At 62.0% G+C, this 287-nt stretch carries 1 protein-coding gene; it reads left to right on the top strand.

All coding sequences use genetic code 11. The annotated features are described in order from the left end of the window. Positions 1 to 287, top strand: a 287-nt coding sequence (locus EE949_RS01050; RefSeq protein ID WP_122662144.1) for an efflux RND transporter periplasmic adaptor subunit, incomplete at both ends; no start/stop codon positions are given.

Here is a 287-nt window from a genome sequence, read left to right as displayed (position 1 = left end):
GAAGAAGGCCACCTTGAGCTCAGTGCCGAACAGATCAAGGCCGCCGGCATTGAACTGGTCGCCGCCGAGCCCCGACCAATGAGCACGTCAGTCACCTTTCCCGGCGTAATCCGCTTTGATGAAGACCGCACCGCCCACGTAGTGCCTCGGGTCGGCGGCGTCGTCGAATCGGTCAAGGTCGACCTGGGCCAGAGCGTCAAAAAAGGTCAGGTGCTGGCCGTCATCGCCAGCCAGCAGATCTCCAATCAACGCAGTGAGTTGAACGCGGCGCAGCGACGCCAGGAACT

This window comes from Pseudomonas viridiflava (assembly GCF_900602065.1).
Classification (GTDB): Bacteria; Pseudomonadota; Gammaproteobacteria; order Pseudomonadales; family Pseudomonadaceae; genus Aquipseudomonas.
This window is presented reverse-complemented; position numbering and strand designations above follow the sequence as displayed.